The sequence below is a fragment of the Bradyrhizobium sp. 604_D8_N2_3 genome, assembly GCF_051810765.1.
Taxonomy (GTDB): Bacteria; Pseudomonadota; Alphaproteobacteria; order Rhizobiales; family Xanthobacteraceae; genus Bradyrhizobium; species Bradyrhizobium barranii.
Genome location: NZ_JBPWPM010000001.1, coordinates 2,359,459 through 2,375,890 on the forward strand (window position 1 = coordinate 2,359,459; position 16,432 = coordinate 2,375,890).

Below are 16,432 nucleotides of genomic sequence, written 5' to 3' on the forward strand. Positions count from 1 at the left end.
ATATGAAACTGACCCAGGGCTGCTTCTCGTTCCTGCCTGATCTGACCGACGACCAGATCACGAAGCAGTTGCAATATTGCCTCGCCAATGGCTGGGCGGTGAATATCGAGTTCACCGACGATCCGCATCCCCGCAACACCTATTGGGAGATGTGGGGCCTGCCGATGTTCGACCTCCAGGACGCCGCCGGCGTGATGATGGAGCTCGCCGAGTGCCGCAGGGTCTACGGCGACCGCTACATCCGCATCAGTGGATTCGACTCCAGCCATGGCTGGGAATCGGTGCGGATCTCGTTCCTCGTCAACCGCCCGCCGCAGGAAGCCGAGTTCGACCTGGTGCGGCAGGAGGTCGGCGGACGTGCGATCCGCTACACCACCGTGCGCCGGCCGGCCGCGCACGCGTCGACCTAGTCATTCCTCTCCGCGCGGAGCACTCCCTGCTCCGTTTCCTTGGCGGACCACTGCTTCGCCGCTCCCCCCGCGGCGAAGCTCTTTTCTTCGAGGTGCCGATGCTTGATGTCCCTCATGCGACGACCGCTGAAACCAGCGAGACCAGCTTCGATCTCCGCAAGGAGGCCGAGGCGGCCGGAATCACTGACACGCTGCAACAGCTCGAGCAGGAGCTGATCGGCCTCCGGCCGGTCAAGAACCGCGTGCGTCAGATCGCGTCACTGCTGCTGATCGAGCGCATCCGCCAGCGTGCGGGACTGGCATCGTCGCCCCCGACACTGCACATGTCGTTCACCGGTAATCCGGGCACGGGCAAGACCACGGTGGCGCTGCGCATGGCAAAGATCCTGCACGGCCTCGGTTTCGTGCGGCGCGGGCAGGTGATCTCGGTGACGCGCGACGATCTCGTTGGCCAGTATATCGGCCATACCGCGCCGAAGACGAAGGAGATATTGAAGAAGGCGATGGGCGGCGTGTTGTTCATCGACGAGGCCTATTATCTGCACCGGCCTGACAACGAGCGCGATTACGGCCAGGAGGCGATCGAGATCCTGCTCCAGGTGATGGAGAACCAGCGCGAGGACCTCGTCGTGATCCTCGCCGGCTATGGCGAGCGGATGACGAGCTTCTTCGCCTCCAACCCGGGCTTCCGTTCGCGCATCGCCCATCACATCGACTTCCCGGACTATGCGGAAGCCGAGCTTCTCGTCATCGCCGAGCTGATGCTGAAGGAGCGTGGATACCGCTTCTCGGCGGCGGCGCGCGGGGCCTTCGAAAAATACATCGCACTGCGCCGGACCCAGCCCTTCTTCTCCAACGCGCGCTCGATCCGCAACGCGGTCGATCGTATCCGCCTCCGCCAGGCCGATCGCCTCGTCTCCGATCTCGACCGCATGCTCGATGTCGCCGATCTCGAAACGATCGATCCGACGGATGTCCTTGCGAGCCGCGTTTTCAGCGGTGGTGCGGACGCGCAGAGGAGTGCGAAGTCATGACGGGAGAAATCCTCATCGCGCCTTCGATCCTGGCCGCCGATTTCGCGCGCCTCGGCGAGGAGATCAGGGCTATTGATGCTGCCGGCGCCGACTGGATCCACTGCGACGTCATGGACGGACATTTCGTGCCGAACATCAGCTATGGCGCCGACGTCATCAAGGCGATCCGGCCGGCGACGGCGAAGATCTTTGACGTGCATCTGATGATCGCGCCTGTTGATCCCTATCTGGAGGCGTTCGCAAAGGCAGGCGCCGACGTCATCACGGTTCATGCCGAAGCCGGCCCGCATCTGGACCGCTCGCTCCAGGCCATCCGTGCGCTCGGCAAGAAGGCTGGCGTCAGCCTGTGTCCGGCTACACCGGAAGCCGCGATCGAATACGTGCTTGATCGTCTCGACCTCGTGCTGGTGATGACGGTCAATCCCGGCTTCGGCGGCCAGTCCTTCCTCGACTCCCAGATCGAGAAGATCAGGCGCATTCGAAGCATGATCGGCGACCGGCCGATCCGGCTCGAGGTCGATGGCGGCATCACGCGCGACAATGCCGCCGCTGTGGCTGCCGCGGGCGCCGACACCCTCGTGGCAGGATCGGCCGTGTTCCGCGGCAAGAGCAGCGCCGATTATGCGGGCAACATCGCCGCCATCCGCGCTGCTGCGGAGGCCGGCAGGGTTCCGAAGCTGCAACATGGTTCGGCGCAGACGATCCGGGCCGGCGAGACCGCGCTCACCCGGTAGAATACGGCATACCGGCGTGGCAGAGCCGGCGTCGCACTGGTTGTACCATGGCGTGCCATTCCGTCCGAGGTTCTACAGGGCACGCTGCACGGCGCAGCGGGCCTTCCTCGCGCTAGAGTTCTGCGCAGAAATGCAGGGCAATCTCATCGGGTGGCCGGAATCGATCGAACGGTATCTTGATCTGATCGGCATCTCCGTCGCGCGCCAGCGCTACGCCTGGCCAATGAGTTCCACGTGGGGTTCTCCGATAGGAACCAATGGAGGCCTGCGCGTTTCCCAGACGTTAACCCAGGTTGCGCGGGGCGCCTCGCACGCAGTAAATGTTTTGCATAACCGCCATCGGCCTGACGTAAATCAGGGCAATAAGCTCAGTGAATGCGAGGGAGGGTCTCATGGAGAACGTACGTCGCTACCGGGCGCTGGCGTCTCTCTGTCGTCAGCAGGCGGCCTATCGGCCGCTCCAGAACTGGCAACTCCTTGGGCAAGCCGAACATTTCGAATACCTCGCCGAGATTGCGCTGAAGGCGCATTTCGACGCGTGCAATGCGCAACCCGAGGACGACGCCATCGCCACCGCGCCATTTGAGACCCCCGCCGCGGCGTGAGCGCGTCGGTCCGTTGCGGATCATCTCTCGATCAATGCGACATCAGCGTCGGGACCGTCATGGCTTCCAGCATGGCGCGGGTGACGCCGCCGAGGAAGCGTTCCTGCAACCGCGAGTGGCCGTAGCCGCCCATGACCAGGAGATCGAGGCTCTCGTCGGCGGCCAGCGACAGGATGGTCGGCTGGATGTCGGAGCGCGCCGCCGACAGGCTGACGGTGCGGGTCGACAATCCGCGCCGGCCGAGGTGTCTTGCCAGATGGCTTGCTGAGACCTCGTCGGGAACCGCGTCGGCTTCGTTGATCGTGATGATCACGATCTCCTCGGCGCGGGCCAGGAAGGGAGCGGCGTCGCGCATCGCGCGAGCGGCGAGGCGGCTGCCATCCCAGCAGATGCCGATCCGGTTCGCCCTGAATGACCCACGAAAGGTGTAGGGCAGGAACAGCACCGGTCCGCCCGCCTGGAACAGGATCTCGCCGGGCATATCATTGTCGAATGAGCCTTGCGCCGGATCGGGCTGCAGCACGATGCTGAGATCGTGGAGCCGCGCCATCTCGCCGAGCGAGCCGGCTGCGTCCGCGGGGATTGCGCCGAGCGGGTGGCAGGTGCAGGAGATGCCGGCGTTCGTGGCTTCGCTCCGAAATATCGCCAACGCGGCCTCGGCACGCTCCACCGCGCGCTCGCGCTCCATCTCGAACACCGCCGCTACGGCGGCACCGCCATCCAGGACATAGGCAGTGCTGCTCGCGACGTACCCGACGGCGACCGCGTCGACGTGTGCGTTGAGTCTCGCCGCGAGCGAGATCGAGCCGTCGATCACCGCGCTCATCGGGCGCTCGGTCGGGATGTGGACGAGAATGTCTTTGTACATGGCGCGCCTCCGGTGGACATCATCCAGTGGCCGCAGTCTATCACGGCGCACGGGGCCTGCGTTGAGCCGCATCAAATGTGCAGCCCTGATTTTCGCGGCACCTTTGCCAAGATTTAATCGGACGGACGGGACGCCGTAAGGTGACGATGTCCATGTTGGTTGCAAGGCGACTTACCCAACATGGACATTTCGACATGAACGATCACGTCAATTCCGACACCACCACGTCCCGCAAGATCTTGAAGCCGCGCCGGCTTGCGCTGCTGGGCACCGTGGCCGCGCTTGGCGTGGCCGTGCTCGCTGCCTCTCCCGCCTCTTCGCAGTTCGGTCTGAATTCCTTCATCGGGCCGGCCCAGTCGGCGGAAGCCGCCGCGACGCCGCCGGGCTTCGGCGATCTCGTCAGCAAGGTCAAACCCGCCGTCATCTCGGTGCGGGTCAGGATCGACCAGGACAATGACAAGAGCGCGATGCTGCAACAGAACCGGATGGATTCGGACGAGGATTCGCCGTTCGACCAGTTTTCGCGGCAGTTCGGCTTCCGCGGCCCGGGTGGCATGAACGGCATGCCGCGCCAGCGCCACCAGATGATCACGGGCGAGGGTTCCGGCTTCTTCATCTCCGCCGACGGCTATGCCGTGACCAACAACCACGTCGTCGATCACGCCGAGTCGGTACAGGTGACCATGGATGACGGCACGAGCTACACCGCGAAGGTGGTAGGCACCGATCCGAAGACCGATCTCGCGCTGATCAAGGTCGATGGCAAGAGGGACTTTCCGTTCGTCAAATTCTCCGACCAGAAGCCGCGCATCGGCGACTGGGTGGTCGCGGTCGGCAACCCCTTCGGCCTCGGTGGCACCGTGACCGCCGGCATCGTCTCGGCCAATGGTCGCGACATCGGCAACGGTCCCTATGACGACTTCATCCAGATCGACGCGCCGATCAACAAGGGTAATTCCGGCGGTCCGGCCTTCGACATGAACGGCAACGTGATCGGCGTGAACACCGCGATCTTCTCACCCTCCGGCGGTTCGGTCGGTATCGGCTTCGACATTCCGGCTTCGACCGCGAAGCTCGTCGTCGCGCAGCTGAAGGACAAGGGCTCGGTCACCCGCGGCTGGCTCGGTGTGCAGGTGCAACCGGTGAGCGCCGAGATCGCCGACAGCCTCGGCCTCAAGGAGGCGCGCGGCGCGATCGTGGACAATCCGCAGGACGGCAGCCCCGCGGCGAAGGCCGGCATCGAGGCGGGCGACGTCATCACCGCCGTCAACGGTACCGCGATCAAGGACTCCCGCGATCTCGCCCGCACCATTGCCACCCTGGCGCCGGGCACGTCCGTGAAGCTCGACGTCTTCCACAAAGGCGCGAGCAAGACGGTGACACTCGCCCTCGGCGAGTTGCCGAACGAGCGGCAGGCCAAGGCCGGCGAGGGCAAGGCGCAGCCGAACACCGGCACGCCGCGCCTCGGTCTCAGCCTGGCGCCGGCAGGCGACGTCCAGGGCGCGGGCCAAAAGGGCGTGGTCGTGACCGAGGTCGATCCGCAGGGACCCGCCGCGCAGCGCGGCATCCAGACCGGCGACGTCATTCTCAATGTCGGTGGCAAGGCCGTTGCCAATGTCGGTGACGTCCGCTCCGAGCTGGCGCAGGCCAAATCGTCCGGCAAGAACAGCGTGCTGTTGCAGGTGAAGAGCCAGGAAGCGACGCGGTTCGTCGCGGTGCCGCTGGCCTAAGCCTCGCGCTTCCCGCGGCAAACTCAAAAGGCGGCCTGCGGGCCGCCTTTTTCGTGCGCGTCTGGAAGATTCCCACAGGTGCCGATAACATTCTCGTTAACGGCAGCGTTGATGACGGGTTCGTCCGAAAAAGCCGCGTTCGCTCGTCACAGTTCGGAATCACGTGTTGGGCTTTGGCGTCAATGAAGACGCCCAGGCGAATTGCAGGAGTGGAACTTCGAACGCCCGGCCTTCTTGTGGAACCGGTGGTTCGCATTTGATCGGTGCCGACATGGATCGATTGAAGCTCTCGCTGAGGTGTGCGCTGCTTGTGGCGCCGCTTGTCCTGACGACCGGAAGCGCCCTGGGGCGCGACGATGGCCGCTACGCCAACTCGCCCCTGAAACCCTGGTTCGACAGCTTGCGCAGCCATCTTGGGCCCTGCTGCTCGGATGCAGATGGCTTTGCTGTATCCGACCCCGATTGGGAATCGCACGATGGGCACTATCGCGTGCGGCTCGACGGGCAGTGGGTGGATGTGCCTGATGAGGCCGTCATCACCGAGCCAAACCGGGCTGGCCACACCATGGTATGGCCGGTGAAGACTGCGTTCGGGATTTCGATCCGCTGCTTCATGCCGGGCAGCATGATCTGACGCGGGTGGGCGTTACCGCTTGCTGGATTTGCGCTTCGAGGTCTTCTTCGTTGTCTTGGTCGTCTTCCTGGCCGTCTTCTTGGCTGTCTTCTTCTTGGACGTTTTCCGCTTCGACGCCTTCTTCGGGACTTTCTTGCCCTTCGCGCGCGCTTCCGACAGGCCGATTGCGATCGCCTGCTTGCGACTCTTCACGCGTCCGCCACGACCGCCGGGGCCGCTTTTCGCGGTGCCCTTCTTATAACCGCGCATCTCGCGCTCGACATCACTGCTGGCGCTGCGTGAGTAGCGGCGTTTCTTTGCCTTGCGTGCCATCAACTCTCTCCCTTGGCCCGGGAAAGAACCGCATCACTGACCCTACGTTCCAAATGCGCTGGCCGCGTTCCTCAGAAGGAGTTCGCCAACTCGATCTCGTCTTCCAGCGCTCGAATGCGGCGCGCAGCCTCAGTGGAGGACAGAGCCCGATCGTATTGAGTGGGCTGATAGGCTTCCTCGCTCAGACGCTTCAGCCTCAGCCCCTGCGCTCTCGTCATCTGCTCCGTGAGGAAAACCCTGGCGTCGTATTTACCCTGAACCTGCATCTGGCCTCTCCGTTCTCAAATCGTCACTTGACTATATGTTCTTATTTTGTTCTAACAAGCCATGGACAACAGAATTAATGAAATTCGACGCAAAATCAGCGCCTTGAGGCTCGAGATGGCCGACATCGAGGTGTCTGTGCGCGACCTCGTCGATCGCGACCGCGACTGCACAGAAAAGGCCCTGGCGCAGATGGATCTGCGCCGGAAAATCAACCTGCTGATCGGCGAATGGAAGGCGGCCGGTGGCGGCGATGTCTTGCCTGACGTCCGCGAGCGGGTCCGCCTTCGTCCTGCAACGACATCCGGTAGTCCGCTGCGCGTGATCGCGCGCCGCTGAGAATTTTGGGAGCGTGCGGTGGAAGAAGACCCGGACACGTACCGGATTCTAAAACTGCGCGCCGAAATTCTCGAACTCGGCTCCGCCATCCGGCAATTGCAGCGCGAGGGTCTCGACGATGCCGCAGCGCAGCTCCTGATCGCACGCAAACGTGCACGGCTGGAGCATCTCGTGAAGGCGAATGCCACGGGACGGCCGCTTTAGCGATGCGACGCTGGAAGGATTCCCAATCTAGCTCCAAACTCCAGCTCCAAAGCGAAAGGCCCCGCGTCGCCGCGAGGCCTTTGATTGTCGGCCGGAGCTCACTTGGTGTTGCTCATGCCGCCCTTGTTGTTCGTCATGGTGCCGCCTTGGTCGGAGCCGGGGCCAGAACCACCTTGACCGGAGGGATCAGCGCCCTTGGAGGACTTGGTGTTGGCACCCGTGGTCTGCGACGAGGACATAGCGGATCCATGCTTGGCCTTATGCGACTTGGCCTGCACGGCGAACGGAGCGGCGGCGAGGCCGGTTGCCAACATCACGGTAAGAGCGAGCTTGGTGGTTTTCATGCGCGGGAACTCCCTGAGTTGAATTGACGCAGGCAGCCAACCGCCATTTGCTGCAGGAGTTCCGAACGAAATCGCCCGGTGCGCGTCACGCGCGCTTCAAAATTCCTTGTCCTCGGCGAGGATGAACACGAGGCCCGTGAGCGTTGCGCCGATCGCGAACGTCGTCACCAGTGTGATGATGAAGACCATGCCGGCCGAATGTCCGCCGTGGTTCAACAAATTTGCGACGGCCGGATTGAACAGGACGAGGGCGAGACAGAAGACAAGGCCGAGGGCTGCGCCCATCATCGCATGCGTCATCAGCTTGATGACGCCGGTCGGAGAGATGAGGCTCGGCGACTTTTTCCCGCGCATGGAACCGCCTCGCGGTGTGGCATAAAACGCATGCGACGATTGCGGGTTCCATTGTCATGACGATTTTGTCATTCCCCGCTTCATCCGACGTTCATGGCGGTCTTGCGAGGATGAATGCCATCAACACGGGAACATTCGATATGGGTAAGGTCGTCTTTCTCTATCGCTCGCTGGCCTATCGCAACGCGGCTGCGGACATGCTGCGCAAGGCGCGCAGGCTGCCGCGCGGCGCCGAGCGGAGCGCAGCCCGCCGTTACGCGCGGGCGCTGCGCGAGCTTTCGCAAACGGAAGCCTGGCTGGAAGGACGTGTCGCTGACGAACCGCAGGCGATGCAGAGCATGAGGGTCGCCGCGACGCGCTAGATCATGATCGGTTCTGAGTGAATCAGGGCCGAAGCTCCAGATTCCTATCTTTACGCGCGAACCGGAGCCCACTTCGCTCGCAAACGCGCTAGCCTGAGGCCCGCTGAAGGGGTTCGGACGGAGCCACGTCGAACTTGCTCGCGGCCGGCGGCGCTACGGTCTTCCGCGTCAGCGGCACCTCAAGGCGGCACAACAGGCCTTCGGCACGCCAGTTGAATTCCGCCTGTCCGCCGAGTTGCGATTCCACACTGGCAAGCAGGCTCCGCGTGCCGAAGCCACGGGATTTCGGCGTCCTCACCAGCGGACCGCCGGTTTCGTCCCAGGTCAGTGTGAGGTGGTCGTCCTCGACCTGCCAGCCGATCGCAAGCCGCCCAGACCGCGTCGAGAGCGCGCCATATTTCGCCGAGTTGGTGAAAAGCTCATGCAGCGCCAGCGCCAGCGTCTGCGCTGTCGCCGGCGCCAGCTGAACTTCCGGACCGGCCAGCTTGATCTGGCCGCCGAGCGAGTAGGGCGCGAGCTCCTCGTCGATCAGCCTTGAGAGTTCGGCGCCCTGCCAGCTCGACAGCGACAGGATCGTGTGCACGCGCGCCAGCGCGTTGATGCGCCCCTCGACGGCGTTGACGTAAGCCTTGACCTCGTCGGCGCGGGTGAGGCGCACGATCGATTGCGCCAGCGCCAGCGCGTTCTTGGCTCGATGATCCACCTCGCGCGCCAGCAGGTTTTGTCTCTCTTCCGCGCGTTTGCGTTCGGTGATGTCCACGGTGACGCCGCTCACGCGCACCACGCGGCCGCCCTGGTCCACCGTCGCGGCTGCCGTGCCGACGCACCAGCGCACCTCGCCATCGGGCCGGCTGACGCGAAACTCGCCTTCATAGGCGTGCGCGCCGGTGTTGAACGCGGCAATCGCCTGGCCGAACTGGTCGACGTCATCAGGGTGCAGCAGCGCCTGGATGTTGGCTGAGGTGACGTTGAAGGTCTCCGGCGTCACGCCGAAGATGCGGTACTGGCCTTCGTCCCACATCCAGTCGCCGTTGACCCAGTCCCAGTCCCACGATCCCATCTTGCCGGCGGCGATCGCCATGCTGCGCCGCTCTTCGCTCTCGCGCAGCTTTGCGGTGGAATTCTCCAGCTCGGCCGTGCGTGCGCGAACGCGGTCTTCGAGCTCCTGGTTCAGCCGTTCGAGCTCGCGTGTCTTGCGGTAGAGTTCGGCGAACACCTTGATCTTGGCGCGCAGCACCTCCGGCACGACCGGCACCGGGACGTAGTCGACGGCACCCATCTCGTAGCCGCGTAAGCGGTCGATATCGCTGACCTGAATGGCCGAGATGAAGATCATCGCGGTCTTCTGGAAGCGCGGATGCTCGCGGATCATCGCGGCCAGCTCGAATCCGTCGAGCTCGGGCATGCAGACGTCGACCAGGATCACCGCGATCTCGGTCTTGAGCAGCACCTCCAGCGCCTCGCGGCCCGATGATGCGATCACGAGGTTCTCGCCGAGTTCCTTCAGGATCACCTCGTAGGCGAGCAGCTTGGCCGGCTGGTCGTCGACGAGGAGGATGTTGACCTTTTCGTGGTCCATTCGCGGATCCAAACTCAGCGGTGCAGCCACATGCGGATTGCAAGCAGCAATTGATCGGTGTTGACGGGTTTGGCGAGGTAGTCGGACGCACCGGCTTCCAGGCATTTCTCACGGTCGCCCTTCATCGCCTTGGCTGTCAGCGCGATGATCGGAAGGCGGGCGAAGGCCGGATTTTCGCGAATGACGCCGATGGTCTGATAGCCATCCATCTGCGGCATCATGATGTCCATCAGCACGATGGCGATCTCCGGATTGGATTCGACCAGCGTTACCGCCTCGCGGCCGGTCGTGGCCGTCAGCACCTTCATGCCCCGACGTTCCAAGACGCTCGACAGCGCGAAGATGTTGCGGGCGTCGTCGTCGACGAGCAGGGCGGTCTTGCCGATCAGGTCTTCGTCGGAACTGTTCAGCTTCTCCAGCATGCGCTGCTTCTCGACCGGCAGTTCCGTGATGACGCGATGCAGGAACAAGGCGGTCTCGTCGAGCAGGCGCTCCGGCGATTCCACGCCCTTGACCACGATGCTGCGCGCCATGGTGTGGAGTTCCGCATCTTCCTCCGCCGAGAGCTCGCGGCCGGTGAAGACCACCACCGGAACGTTCGACAGCGCCTCGTCGTTGCGGATCTGGTCCAGCACCTCGAAGCCGCTCATGTCGGGCAGCCGCAGGTCGAGCACCACGCAATCGCAGGGTGCCTCGCGCAGTGTCGAGAGCGCGCCGGCGCCGGTATCCGTCGTCACGATCTCGATGTCGTCGTGATGCAGCAACTCGCGGATCGAGAGCTGCTCGGCCTCGTTGTCCTCGACGATCAGGAGCCGCTTGCGCCGCGGCCGCGCATATTCCTTGATCTGCGTCAGCGCGGCTGAGACGCCCTCGGTCGTGGTCGGCTTGTTGACGAAGGAGAAGGCACCGCGGGCCAGCGCATGCTGGCGGTCCTCGTCGAGCGTGATGATCTGCACGGGGATGTGGCGGGTCAGCGGATTGTGCTTGAGCTGGCTCAGCACCGTCCAGCCCAGCATATCAGGCAGGAACACGTCGAGCGAAACGGCCCGCGGCTGATACTGCTTGGCGAGCTCCAGCGCCTCCGCGCCGCGCGCGGCGACCAGAACCTTGAAGCCCTTGTCACGGGCGAGATCGACCAGCACGCGGGCATAATGCGGATCGTCCTCGACGATGAGCAGGATGGTATCGCCGGGCGCGAGGTTGAGGCGGTCGTCGGCAATCTGCTCGATGACGCGCTGCTGTTCGGGCGCAGCCGCTTGCAACGCCGGTGGCTGACTGTACTGCTGCGGCGCGGGTGCACGCGGCGCGAGCGTCGGGCCGGAATATTTCAGCGGCAGATAGAGCGTGAAGGACGAGCCCTTGCCGGGCGCGCTGCGCAGATGGATCTCGCCGCCGAGCAGGCTCGCGAGCTCGCGGCTGATCGCAAGTCCGAGACCGGTGCCGCCGTATTTGCGGCTGGTGCCGGCGTCCGCCTGCTGGAACGCCTCGAAGATCAGCTTCTGCTTCTCGAGGGGAATGCCGATGCCGGTGTCCGTCACTTCGAACGCGATCACCGCCGGCGCTGAGTTCAGCACCGGATGATCCGTGCCCCAGCCGCCGACCGCGGCGACGACCTTCAGGCGCACCTCGCCTTCGGCGGTGAACTTGAAGGCGTTGGAAAGCAGGTTCTTGAGAACCTGCTGCAGGCGCTTGGAGTCGGTGACGATGCTGCGGGCCAGGTTCGGGTCGACGTCGATCTTGAACGACAGGTTGCGGTTTTCCGCCTCGTGCCGGAACGGCCGCCCGACGGTCTCGAGCAGGTTTGCAGTCAGAATCTCCTCGGCGTCGACCGTCACCGTGCCGGATTCGATCTTGGAGAGATCCAGGATGTCGCTGATGAGGTTGAGCAGGTCGGTGCCGGCGCCATGGATGGTGCGGGCGAACTCGACCTGCTTGGCCGAGAGGTTGCCATCCGGATTGTCGGTGAGCTGCTGTCCCAGGATCAGGATCGAGTTCAGCGGTGTGCGCAGCTCGTGGCTCATATTGGCGAGGAATTCGGACTTGTACTTCGAGGTCAGCGCGAGCTCGGTCGCCTTTTCCTCCAGTGCGCGGCGGGCCTGCTCGATTTCCTGGTTCTTGCGCTCGACCTCGACGTTGCGCTCGGCGAGCTGCTGCGCCTTCTGCTCGAGCTGGTCGTTGGTCTGCTGCAATTCGCGCTGCTGGGTCTGAAGCTCGCCGGCAAGCTGCTGCGACTGCTTGAGCAGGCCTTCGGTCTGCATCGTCGCCTCGATCGAGTTGAGCACGATGCCGATGGAGTCGGTAAGCTGCTCGAGGAATGTCATCTGCGAGGTCGTGAACGAGGTCAGCGAGGCGAGCTCGATCACCGCCTTGACCTGGCCTTCGAACAGCACCGGCAGCACGACGAGGTTCTTTGGCGCGACGCGGAACAGCGCCGAGTTGATCGGCACCACGTCGGGTGGAATGTCGGCAATGACGCGCGGCCGTCTGTCGAGGGCGCATTGGCCGATCAGGCCGTCGCCGAGCGGGAGCACGCGCTGATAGGGATAGACGCCGTCGCCGGCATAGGAGGCGAGCAACAGGAGCCGCGGACTATCCTCGTTCTCGACCTGGTAGATCACGCCGGTATGGGCGTTCACCAGGGGTGACAATTCGGTCAGCAGCAGCCGGCCGACGGTGGTGAGATCGCGCTGACCCTGGAGCATGTTGGTGAATTTGGCGAGGTTGGTCTTGAGCCAGTCCTGCTCTGTGTTCACGTCCGTCGTGAGACGGAGGTTCGTGATCATCGTGTTGATGTTGTCTTTCAGCTCGGCGACTTCGCCGCGGGCGTCGACCTGGATCGACCGCGTCAGGTCGCCCTTGGTCACGGCGGTCGCGACTTCCGCGATCGCGCGCACCTGCGAGGTGAGGTTGGCTGCGAGCAGGTTGACGTTGCCGGTGAGGTCCTTCCAGGTGCCGGCTGCACCCGGCACGTCGGCCTGGCCGCCGAGCCGTCCCTCGACGCCTACCTCGCGCGCCACCGACGTCACCTGATCGGCGAAGGTCGCGAGCGTCTCGGTCATGTTGTTGATGGTGTCGGCGAGCGCCGCGACCTCGCCCTTGGATTTCACAGTGAGATTTTGCTTCAAATCACCGTTCGCAACTGCGGTCACCACCTTGACGATGCCGCGGACCTGCTCGGTCAGGTTCGCCGCCATGAAGTTGACGGTGTCGGTGAGGTCCTTCCAGGTGCCGGCCACACCGGGCACCTGGGCCTGGCCGCCGAGTTCGCCTTCAGTGCCGACTTCACGCGCGACGCGGGTGACTTCGCCGGCAAACGCGTTGAGCTGGTCCACCATGGTGTTGATGGTGTTCTTCAGCTCGAGGATTTCGCCCTTCACGTCCACGGTGATCTTGCGGGACAAGTCGCCGCGCGCGACGGCGGTGGTGACCTCGGCGATGTTGCGGACCTGCGTCGTGAGGTTCGCGGCCAGCAGGTTGACGTTGTCGGTGAGATCCTTCCAGGTGCCGCCGACGCCGGGCACGACGGCTTGACCGCCGAGCCGGCCCTCGGTGCCGACCTCGCGCGCGACGCGCGTCACTTCGGCGGCGAAGGAGCGCAGCTGCTCCACCATCGTGTTCAAGGTGTCCTTGAGCAGCAAGATCTCGCCGCGCACGTCCACCGTGATCTTCTTCGACAGGTCGCCGCCGGCGATCGCGGTCGCGACCTCGGCGATGTTGCGGACCTGGGCCGTCAGGTTCGAGGCCATGAAGTTGACGTTGTCGGTGAGGTCCTTCCAGGTGCCGGCGACGCCGGACACCTCGGCCTGACCGCCGAGCTTGCCTTCGGTGCCGACCTCGCGCGCCACACGCGTGACCTCGCCGGCGAAGGCGTTGAGCTGGTCGACCATGGTGTTGATGGTGTTCTTGAGCTCGAGGATTTCGCCCTTCACGTCCACGGTGATCTTGCGGGACAAGTCGCCGCGCGCCACGGCGGTGGTCACTTCGGCGATGTTTCGGACCTGGGCGGTGAGGTTGCCCGCCATCGAGTTCACGCTGTCGGTCAAATCCTTCCAGGTGCCGGCGACGCCGGGCACGTTGGCCTGGCCGCCGAGGCGGCCTTCGGTGCCGACCTCGCGCGCCACGCGCGTCACCTCGCCCGCGAAGCGGTTGAGCTGGTCGACCATCGTGTTCAGCGTGTCCTTGAGCTGAAGGATCTCGCCGCGGACGTCCACCGTGATCTTGCGTGACAGGTCACCGCCGGCGATGGCGGTCGCGACCTCGGCGATGTTACGAACCTGTGCGGTGAGGTTGCCCGCCATCGAGTTCACGGAGTCGGTCAAGTCCTTCCAGGTGCCGGCGACGCCGGGCACGTCGGCCTGGCCGCCGAGCTTGCCGTCGGTGCCGACCTCGCGCGCGACGCGCGTGACTTCGCCGGCGAAGGCGTTGAGCTGGTCCACCATGGTGTTGAGCGTTTCCTTCAGCTGAAGGATTTCGCCCGACACATTCACGGTGATCTTCTTGGACAGGTCGCCCTTGGCGACCGCGGTCGCGACTTCGGCGATGTTGCGGACCTGACCGGTGAGGTTCGAGGCCATCGAGTTGACGGAATCGGTCAGGTCTTTCCAGGTGCCGCCGACGCCGCGCACGACGGCCTGACCGCCGAGCTTGCCTTCGGTGCCGACCTCGCGCGCGACGCGCGTGACTTCGCCGGCGAAGGCGTTGAGCTGGTCCACCATGGTGTTGATGGTGTCCTTCAGCTCCAGAATTTCGCCGCGCACGTCCACGGTGATCTTCTTCGACAAGTCGCCGCCGGCGACCGCCGTGGTCACCTCGGCGATATTGCGGACCTGCGCGGTCAGGTTCGACGCCATCGAGTTGACGCTTTCCGTCAGGTCCTTCCAGGTGCCGGCGACGCCGAGCACGTTGGCCTGGCCGCCGAGCCGTCCCTCGGTGCCGACTTCGCGCGCCACGCGCGTGACTTCGCCGGCGAAGGCATTGAGCTGGTCCACGCAGGTGTTGAGCGTTTCCTTCAACTGAAGGATCTCGCCCGAGACGTTCACCGTGATCTTCTTCGACAGGTCGCCGCCGGCGATCGCGGTCGCGACGTCGGCGATGTTGCGGACCTGCGCGGTCAGGTTCGACGCCATGAAGTTGACGTTGTCGGTGAGGTCCTTCCAGGTGCCGGCCACACCGGGCACCTGGGCCTGGCCGCCGAGCTTGCCCTCGGTGCCGACCTCGCGCGCCACGCGCGTCACTTCGGAGGCAAAAGAGTTGAGCTGGTCCACCATCGTGTTGATGGTGTCCTTCAGCTCCAGGATCTCGCCGCGCACGTCCACCGTGATCTTGCGCGACAGGTCGCCGCGCGCCACGGCGGTCGTCACGTTGGCGATGTTGCGGACCTGGGCGGTGAGGTTGCCGCACATCGCGTTCACGGAGTCGGTCAGGTCCTTCCAGGTGCCGGCGACGCCGGGCACGATCGCCTGTCCGCCGAGCTTGCCGTCGGTGCCGACCTCGCGCGCCACGCGCGTCACTTCGGAGGCGAAGGAGCGCAGCTGGTCCACCATCGTGTTGATGGCTTCCTTGAGCTGAAGGATCTCGCCGCGGACGTCGACGGTGATCTTCTTGGACAAGTCGCCGTTGGCGACCGCGATCGTCACCTCGGCGATGTTACGAACCTGGTTGGTCAGGTTGTTCGCCATCGAGTTGACGCTCTCGGTCAGATCCTTCCAGACGCCGGTCACTTCCGGCACCTGGGCCTGGCCGCCGAGTTTGCCTTCGGTGCCGACCTCGCGCGCCACGCGCGTCACCTCGGAGGTGAACACGCCGAGCTGCTTGATCATGGTGTTGACGATGGTCGCCGACTGCAGGAATTCACCGCGCAGCGGGCGGCCGTCGACGTCCAGCTTGACAGTCTGGAGCAGGTCGCCTTGCGCCACCGCAGCGACCGCGCGCGTCACTTCGCGCGTCGGCCACAGGAGGTCGTCGATCAGCGTGTTGACGGAGCCTTCCATGTCGGCCCAGGAGCCGCTGGCGAGGCCGAACTTCACGCGCTGGCGGGTCTTGCCCTCGCGCCCCACGACCTGACCGACCAGCTCGAGCTGCTGCGCCATGCGCTGGTTGGCGGCGATGATTTCATTAAAAGTGTCGGCGATCTTGCCGTCGATGCCGAGATAGTCCCCGCTCATCCGCACCGAAAAATCGCCGCTGCGCATCGCCTGCAAGGCGAGCAGCAATTCCGGCCGCGAATCCGGGTCCGACATACCATTGGTTTTTGGCTTTGGGACGCGACGACCGGAGCGTGATGCAGTTCCGGGATCGAGGTCGCTCATACTGATTCCCCCGCGGCGTCGGCCGAATCCAAGGCGTGACGCAGTTGTCAAAATAGACCGTCAGCCAAATTCGAAATCAAGCGCCAACGTTGCAGCGCTTGGAATTGGAACCTGCCGTGCTCAGCCCGGCCAAAATAACGGTGAGGAGTGACGATGGTTCCATCCCGTTCAGGAAAAAGCCGGCCGGCCGCTGCACCAGAGCTCCGAGCCGTCCTAGGAGAGGGGGCTGGCGCGCCCAGCGGGCGCGGGGCTGTGACTGGCGACCCTGCCGCAAGCTCCGCCACGTCACGCGCTGATTCGCTGACCACGGGGACCGCGACCAGCGGCCGGAGAGCCAGCAGCATCATCCGG

Annotated in this window: 16 protein-coding genes; 9 read left to right on the plus strand and 7 right to left on the minus strand. The window is 64.5% G+C overall.

Going from position 1 to position 16,432, the window contains the following annotated elements; genetic code table 11:
• The first annotated feature begins 2 nt into the window (after positions 1-2).
• From AB7245_RS11060 to AB7245_RS11075, 4 genes are all read left to right on the plus strand, one after another.
• Positions 3-410: a ribulose bisphosphate carboxylase small subunit gene (locus AB7245_RS11060; protein ID WP_085401319.1), complete on the plus strand. Its 408-nt coding sequence runs from the start codon at positions 3-5 to the stop codon at positions 408-410.
• A gap of 98 nt (positions 411-508) precedes the next feature.
• Positions 509-1,444 (plus strand): CbbX protein, encoded by a 936-nt coding sequence (cbbX, locus tag AB7245_RS11065; RefSeq protein WP_085401318.1) that lies wholly within the window; start codon positions 509-511, stop codon positions 1,442-1,444.
• The gene (gene rpe, locus AB7245_RS11070) at positions 1,441-2,178 is read left to right on the plus strand and encodes a ribulose-phosphate 3-epimerase (RefSeq protein ID WP_085401317.1); all 738 of its coding nucleotides are present in this window, start codon (positions 1,441-1,443) and stop codon (positions 2,176-2,178) included. The genes cbbX and rpe overlap by 4 nt, the downstream gene beginning before the upstream one ends.
• A 392-nt stretch (positions 2,179-2,570) precedes the next feature.
• Positions 2,571-2,783, plus strand: a complete 213-nt coding sequence (locus AB7245_RS11075) for a hypothetical protein (RefSeq protein WP_028148245.1) — start codon at positions 2,571-2,573, stop codon at positions 2,781-2,783.
• A 31-nt stretch (positions 2,784-2,814) separates the two neighbouring features.
• On the opposite strand, the gene AB7245_RS11080 is transcribed toward AB7245_RS11075, so the two are convergent.
• Positions 2,815-3,651: a universal stress protein gene (locus AB7245_RS11080; protein WP_085401316.1), complete on the minus strand. Its 837-nt coding sequence runs from the start codon at positions 3,649-3,651 to the stop codon at positions 2,815-2,817.
• A 194-nt stretch (positions 3,652-3,845) separates the two neighbouring features.
• Here AB7245_RS11080 and AB7245_RS11085 point away from each other — a divergent pair, with 194 nt between their 5' ends.
• Together AB7245_RS11085 and AB7245_RS11090 are read left to right on the plus strand one after the other, a co-directional pair.
• Entirely contained in the window at positions 3,846-5,381 is a 1,536-nt protein-coding gene (locus AB7245_RS11085; RefSeq protein WP_439034234.1) for a Do family serine endopeptidase, read from the plus strand.
• Between the two features lie 271 nt (positions 5,382-5,652).
• Positions 5,653-6,015 (plus strand): hypothetical protein, encoded by a 363-nt coding sequence (locus AB7245_RS11090; protein WP_028148242.1) that lies wholly within the window; start codon positions 5,653-5,655, stop codon positions 6,013-6,015.
• Between the two features lie 12 nt (positions 6,016-6,027).
• On the opposite strand, the gene AB7245_RS11095 is transcribed toward AB7245_RS11090, so the two are convergent.
• Positions 6,028-6,327, minus strand: coding sequence for a DUF6496 domain-containing protein (locus AB7245_RS11095; protein WP_085401315.1), 300 nt, complete (start codon positions 6,325-6,327; stop codon positions 6,028-6,030).
• A gap of 71 nt (positions 6,328-6,398) precedes the next feature.
• Positions 6,399-6,593: a DUF3072 domain-containing protein gene (locus AB7245_RS11100; RefSeq protein ID WP_028148240.1), complete on the minus strand. Its 195-nt coding sequence runs from the start codon at positions 6,591-6,593 to the stop codon at positions 6,399-6,401.
• 115 nt (positions 6,594-6,708) lie between these two features.
• Here AB7245_RS11100 and AB7245_RS11105 point away from each other — a divergent pair, with 115 nt between their 5' ends.
• Positions 6,709-6,930, plus strand: coding sequence for a hypothetical protein (locus AB7245_RS11105; protein WP_038958668.1), 222 nt, complete (start codon positions 6,709-6,711; stop codon positions 6,928-6,930).
• Between the two features lie 18 nt (positions 6,931-6,948).
• A complete protein-coding gene (locus tag AB7245_RS11110) occupies positions 6,949-7,134 on the plus strand; it encodes a hypothetical protein (protein WP_085401314.1) in 186 nt (61 codons plus the stop codon).
• Between the two features lie 98 nt (positions 7,135-7,232).
• On the opposite strand, the gene AB7245_RS11115 is transcribed toward AB7245_RS11110, so the two are convergent.
• Together AB7245_RS11115 and AB7245_RS11120 are read right to left on the minus strand one after the other, a co-directional pair.
• Positions 7,233-7,478: a hypothetical protein gene (locus AB7245_RS11115; protein WP_063984953.1), complete on the minus strand. Its 246-nt coding sequence runs from the start codon at positions 7,476-7,478 to the stop codon at positions 7,233-7,235.
• 96 nt (positions 7,479-7,574) lie between these two features.
• Positions 7,575-7,832: a hypothetical protein gene (locus AB7245_RS11120; RefSeq protein WP_439034235.1), complete on the minus strand. Its 258-nt coding sequence runs from the start codon at positions 7,830-7,832 to the stop codon at positions 7,575-7,577.
• Between the two features lie 140 nt (positions 7,833-7,972).
• Between AB7245_RS11120 and AB7245_RS11125 the strand changes: the two genes are divergently transcribed.
• Positions 7,973-8,194 (plus strand): hypothetical protein, encoded by a 222-nt coding sequence (locus tag AB7245_RS11125; protein WP_085401333.1) that lies wholly within the window; start codon positions 7,973-7,975, stop codon positions 8,192-8,194.
• A gap of 88 nt (positions 8,195-8,282) precedes the next feature.
• On the opposite strand, the gene AB7245_RS11130 is transcribed toward AB7245_RS11125, so the two are convergent.
• Together AB7245_RS11130 and AB7245_RS11135 are read right to left on the minus strand one after the other, a co-directional pair.
• Positions 8,283-9,773 carry an HWE histidine kinase domain-containing protein gene (locus AB7245_RS11130; RefSeq protein WP_085401332.1) on the minus strand — a complete coding sequence of 497 codons (1,491 nt, stop codon included), beginning with the start codon at positions 9,771-9,773 and terminating at the stop codon, positions 8,283-8,285.
• Positions 9,774-9,787: 14 nt separating this feature from the next.
• The gene (locus AB7245_RS11135) at positions 9,788-16,081 is read right to left on the minus strand and encodes a HAMP domain-containing protein (RefSeq protein ID WP_085401312.1); all 6,294 of its coding nucleotides are present in this window, start codon (positions 16,079-16,081) and stop codon (positions 9,788-9,790) included.
• Positions 16,082-16,432 lie beyond the last annotated feature (351 nt).

What these genes read in the sequence shown, in the direction of transcription:
- AB7245_RS11085 (WP_439034234.1), top strand. Translation starts at nt 3,846, where the DNA reads ATGAACGATCACGTCAATTCCGACACCACCACGTCCCGCAAGATCTTG.
- AB7245_RS11135 (WP_085401312.1), bottom strand. Translation starts at nt 16,081, where the DNA reads ATGAGCGACCTCGATCCCGGAACTGCATCACGCTCCGGTCGTCGCGTC.
- AB7245_RS11060 (WP_085401319.1), top strand. Translation starts at nt 3, where the DNA reads ATGAAACTGACCCAGGGCTGCTTCTCGTTCCTGCCTGATCTGACCGAC.
- AB7245_RS11075 (WP_028148245.1), top strand. Translation starts at nt 2,571, where the DNA reads ATGGAGAACGTACGTCGCTACCGGGCGCTGGCGTCTCTCTGTCGTCAG.
- AB7245_RS11130 (WP_085401332.1), bottom strand. Translation starts at nt 9,773, where the DNA reads ATGGACCACGAAAAGGTCAACATCCTCCTCGTCGACGACCAGCCGGCC.
- AB7245_RS11100 (WP_028148240.1), bottom strand. Translation starts at nt 6,593, where the DNA reads ATGCAGGTTCAGGGTAAATACGACGCCAGGGTTTTCCTCACGGAGCAG.
- AB7245_RS11095 (WP_085401315.1), bottom strand. Translation starts at nt 6,327, where the DNA reads ATGGCACGCAAGGCAAAGAAACGCCGCTACTCACGCAGCGCCAGCAGT.
- AB7245_RS11105 (WP_038958668.1), top strand. Translation starts at nt 6,709, where the DNA reads ATGGCCGACATCGAGGTGTCTGTGCGCGACCTCGTCGATCGCGACCGC.
- AB7245_RS11090 (WP_028148242.1), top strand. Translation starts at nt 5,653, where the DNA reads ATGGATCGATTGAAGCTCTCGCTGAGGTGTGCGCTGCTTGTGGCGCCG.
- AB7245_RS11125 (WP_085401333.1), top strand. Translation starts at nt 7,973, where the DNA reads ATGGGTAAGGTCGTCTTTCTCTATCGCTCGCTGGCCTATCGCAACGCG.
- AB7245_RS11115 (WP_063984953.1), bottom strand. Translation starts at nt 7,478, where the DNA reads ATGAAAACCACCAAGCTCGCTCTTACCGTGATGTTGGCAACCGGCCTC.
- cbbX (WP_085401318.1), top strand. Translation starts at nt 509, where the DNA reads ATGCTTGATGTCCCTCATGCGACGACCGCTGAAACCAGCGAGACCAGC.
- AB7245_RS11120 (WP_439034235.1), bottom strand. Translation starts at nt 7,832, where the DNA reads ATGCGCGGGAAAAAGTCGCCGAGCCTCATCTCTCCGACCGGCGTCATC.
- rpe (WP_085401317.1), top strand. Translation starts at nt 1,441, where the DNA reads ATGACGGGAGAAATCCTCATCGCGCCTTCGATCCTGGCCGCCGATTTC.
- AB7245_RS11080 (WP_085401316.1), bottom strand. Translation starts at nt 3,651, where the DNA reads ATGTACAAAGACATTCTCGTCCACATCCCGACCGAGCGCCCGATGAGC.